Below are 3937 nucleotides of genomic sequence, written 5' to 3' on the forward strand. Positions count from 1 at the left end.
GTCGCCCGCGTTCATCCAGCTCTTCGACCAGACTTCGATACTTAGACCGAAGCCAGCACACAATGGTCTCGTCTCTCATCCCTGCTCTTGTGCAGAGGCTCTCCACTCCGGTCAATCACTATTGCGGTAAGTTGTTTCCTGCCACCGCCTAACGGTGTCTTGATATGGGGCTCGATCAATTGCCATTTCGTAGGAAACACATGCACGCTGACCCCACCGGGCTTTAAAATGCGTATGATCTCTCGAAAGGCCGCAGGCTGATCCAAGACGTGTTCAAATACGTTATCGGAAAACACGAAATCATACGTTGCATCGTCCACAGGGATATAACCATCTGGTCGAATGTGGAATCGCGCACGATCGGCTTCATTCCGTAAAGCAAGAATGTCTCTGACGTCGTACCCTTCGGTCTGTGAGTAGCCAGCGTCGATCAGTTCGTACACCCGGCGCCCCGCCCCACATCCAAAGTCGAGAATCCGGGCATTCTTAGGAACTGGAATTCCTTTGGCTTCACAAAGAGCGATCTGGCGGATGTCCCATACTGGCATCTACGTTCTCCTTCTACCTACCAAGTAGCGTTCGACGGCTTAATCAGGAGTAAAAGGAGGTGCGCCTCAGACGTTGCGCACCTCGCTGACTTGTCAGTGGACCATTGGCTGACTGAGCGGTAGAGGAGGAGGATCAACAGACACGGGAGCTGCTTGGAAATCAGATGAACCGGTAGGCTGAAAAGTGGCAACGACATCGCGGAGTAAGCGAACGACGAGCTCTGCATTGCCAGAGATTGCGCCTCGCTCAAGCTCGGCAATCTTCCGAGTCACGAATGTCATATCCAACGGCTGTGTTGGTTGCACGCGATAAATTCTTTCTACCCCTGATGGCTCCAGGATTTCATCCACCCCTACGAGTTCCTCGTACAGCTTTTCTCCAGGGCGCAGTCCAACGAACTGAATAGGAATCTCCGTTCCGGGAATGAAACCGGCAAGCCGGATGAGGTTGCGAGCCATATCAAGCAACTTCACTTGCTCGCCCATTTCCAACACGAAGATTTCTCGGCCCTTCGCAAGTGCAGCCGCTTGAAGAACTAATTGGACGGCTTCAGGAATAGTCATGAAATACCGGGTAATGTCCGGGTGAGTAACCGTTACCGGGCCACCTTGCTGAATCTGTCGCAAGAACAAGGGAACAACACTGCCATTACTTCCAAGAACGTTACCGAAGCGGACAGCCGAAAACACCGTCCGTCTAGCATCATCACTTTTCGCTTTTGCCTGGAGCAACAGCTCACAGAACCGCTTGGTCGTTCCCATGATATTGGTTGGATTGACGGCTTTGTCCGTCGAAATGAAAACAAAGGTCTCCACGCCAAACTGGGCGGCCATTTCGCTCAAGCGGCTCGTACCAACAACATTGTTCAATGCTGCCTCTTCTGGGTGTGATTCCATCATAGGGACATGTTTGTACGCAGCCGCATGAAAAACAACTTGTGGAGTATAGCGAGCAAAAGTTTCATAGAGTGGGGTTGTGTGTTTGATGTCGACGAGCGCTGCAGCGCGTTTTAACGTTGGGAACTTCTGCCCCAGCTCCATATCAATGTTGTAGAGAGCATTTTCCCCTTTCTCCAACAACACGAGTAGTGCAGGATCATACGTAGCGATTTGCCGGCACAGCTCCGATCCGATCGACCCACCTGCACCAGTCACCAAGACTCGCTTGCCTTTCATCAGCTTCCGCACCCCCTCCATATCCAATCCTACAGGTGCACGGTCCAACAGGTCCTCTACGGCAACATCACGAATTTCACTCAACGTTACTTTTCCAGTACGCAGATCTCGTAACGAGGGAAGCGTCTTAATCCGTACCTTGAACGGCTCGAGGAGTTTGACGACCTCACGGATTGTGTTGGGTGAAGCCATCGGTGTAGCAATTAACACTTCATGTGGGCGTTCAATGGCAACGATCTTGGCAAGATCTTTCCGTATCCCTAATACAGGAACCCCATGAATCCGTTGAGACACTTTACTCGGGTCGTCATCAACAAAACCAATGGGGTTACTGTCGTATAGGGTCGCATTGCTTTTAATATCCCGGGCAATCATTGCTCCGGCGTCACCAGCACCATAGATCAACAAGCGCTTACTGCTCTTGAGCCCTTTCATTTCTCGATACAATCGCCACGGGAGCCGCGCCCCCCCCCCAAGAAAGCAGACGAGCAGCAACGCATCCATGATGAACACCGATCGCGGGTAGGCAATTGATCCCAAGTAATGGCGCACGAGCACGTAGAACAAGGCTGTACTGGCAAAGGTGCTGGCAATGATATTCCGCAGATCCCATATACCCGTATAACGCCACAACCCTTCATAAATGTGGAAGGGAACAAACATCAATCCGCGGAGAACGACGAGCCATGGTAGCATCTGCACCATGAGGGCGGCATAGTCATCTGGAATGTCTCCGTCGAACCTGAGCCAGAACGCAAGGTAATTCGCAAAGACAACCAAAGCAGCATGGAAGAGGACGATAAACGGGCGACGATACAAAAGGATCGAGCGGCGGTAGCGAAGAAGATGGGTAATCACAACTGCTCCTCAAGATTAGGTGGCCGGCGCTAGCGTAGATGCCTGCGGGTCAGAAATAGAAAGCGATAGAGGTGGAACAGACGAAAATATATTCTCTACGTAAATAGAAGCTGTTTAGATCCTCTCTATATTTTTCGATAGCGAAGGGAGTGCTTGCGAGGCTGACTACACGGCGGCCTTCCACCCTCTTCGCAAGACATTATATCCTTCCCACAACACGATTGAACCAAACGCCATTGCGATGCTAACGAGCAAGCTTTCCGTGTTCCAATTCTTTCCGCTTGTAGCAACCAATACACTTTCGAGGGCCACGGAGGCAAACACAACACCGCTACTGACGACAAGGATTCTTTTCACAATTTGTCCACGCGTTATTTCAGTAATGAGCATAACAAATATCCCAAGAGGAACACAAATGCTCGCGTAATAAAGGAATTTACAGAGCTGACTCCAAAGCAGCGGAGAGTCAATGAAAAGGCTGAAAATCGCTGCCCCCGGACTTAATTCAAATTTTTTAGGGTAAATAATCCCATCAATATACAGAACCAACCTGGCTCCGTCATAGGTAATGATCAAGTTTTGCACCTTCTTCTGGGCGAAAATGCCTGGTACTCGCAGTGCAGACTGCCCTCCATCACTGAGTACCGTAACCGGAGTACGAAGTCGAAAGATCAAATCCGCATTCTGTTGCCCGAGAGTAAAATTTCTCGCGTTCGCATCAAGAGAGAAGGAAACTATCCGAGCAGGACCAATCTGGTCAGTATCGTGTGTCTTTACTGAAACCCCGAGGGTAAACTGAGAACTCTTCTGTATTCTCTCCACCAGAGCTGAGGCAGCCCCAGATGTTTCGAGCCAACGGTCGGAACTCACAAACGCAACATCCGGTGATGGCATAGTCAGACGTCTTCCTCGCCAAAGGAAGTCGGGCAGCAGTCCCGTTTCGTCGTGAATTTGTCCAGTATCTACCGCGAATCGATATAAAACAAGCAACGAGTCTTTCAGAAGTGATGAAGCATTGTTTTGGTGCACAATCTGTTGCGCTTCGATTGGGGATATGGCTTTGTCAGCAATGTACAACTGATAAATGTCGCCTTGCCACGGTCGGCCTCCATTCGTTTCATTCCCTATCGCCAGAGAGAACCTGGGGTCCCAATTGCGGAGGCCAGTACTGCGCTGCAAAAGTATCATCCCCAAAAAAGCGGCTACGATATAAAAGAAGAGATTTAACGAGTCTTTAGCATCATTAGTGGAACTTTTTCACCTTGCTCTGGCCCGGTGGAGGGTTTCGAGAGTGTCGGTGCGGCCCTCCTTTTGAGAATCGCGAAGCATATCCAGGGCGATACGGTTAGTGATAT

The 3937-nt window shown here is 50.3% G+C and carries 3 protein-coding genes; all 3 read right to left on the reverse strand.

Going from position 1 to position 3937, the window contains the following annotated elements:
• Nucleotides 1–41 precede the first annotated feature (41 nt).
• On the reverse strand, nt 42–548 hold the full coding sequence (locus tag FJ147_27735) for a class I SAM-dependent methyltransferase (GenBank protein ID MBM4259675.1): 507 nt from the start codon (nt 546–548) through the stop codon (nt 42–44).
• A gap of 93 nt (nt 549–641) precedes the next feature.
• Nucleotides 642–2582 (reverse strand): polysaccharide biosynthesis protein, encoded by a 1941-nt coding sequence (locus FJ147_27740; GenBank protein MBM4259676.1) that lies wholly within the window; start codon nt 2580–2582, stop codon nt 642–644.
• 165 nt (nt 2583–2747) lie between these two features.
• Nucleotides 2748–3659 carry a hypothetical protein gene (locus FJ147_27745; GenBank protein MBM4259677.1) on the reverse strand — a complete coding sequence of 304 codons (912 nt, stop codon included), beginning with the start codon at nt 3657–3659 and terminating at the stop codon, nt 2748–2750.
• Nucleotides 3660–3937 lie beyond the last annotated feature (278 nt).

The sequence above is a fragment of the Deltaproteobacteria bacterium genome, assembly GCA_016874775.1.
In the GTDB taxonomy this organism is placed as follows: Bacteria; Desulfobacterota; Binatia; order Bin18; family Bin18; genus VGTJ01.

Excerpts from the sequence above, each read along its gene's own strand:
- FJ147_27735 (MBM4259675.1), bottom strand. The coding sequence starts at position 548 with ATGCCAGTATGGGACATCCGCCAGATCGCTCTTTGTGAAGCCAAAGGA.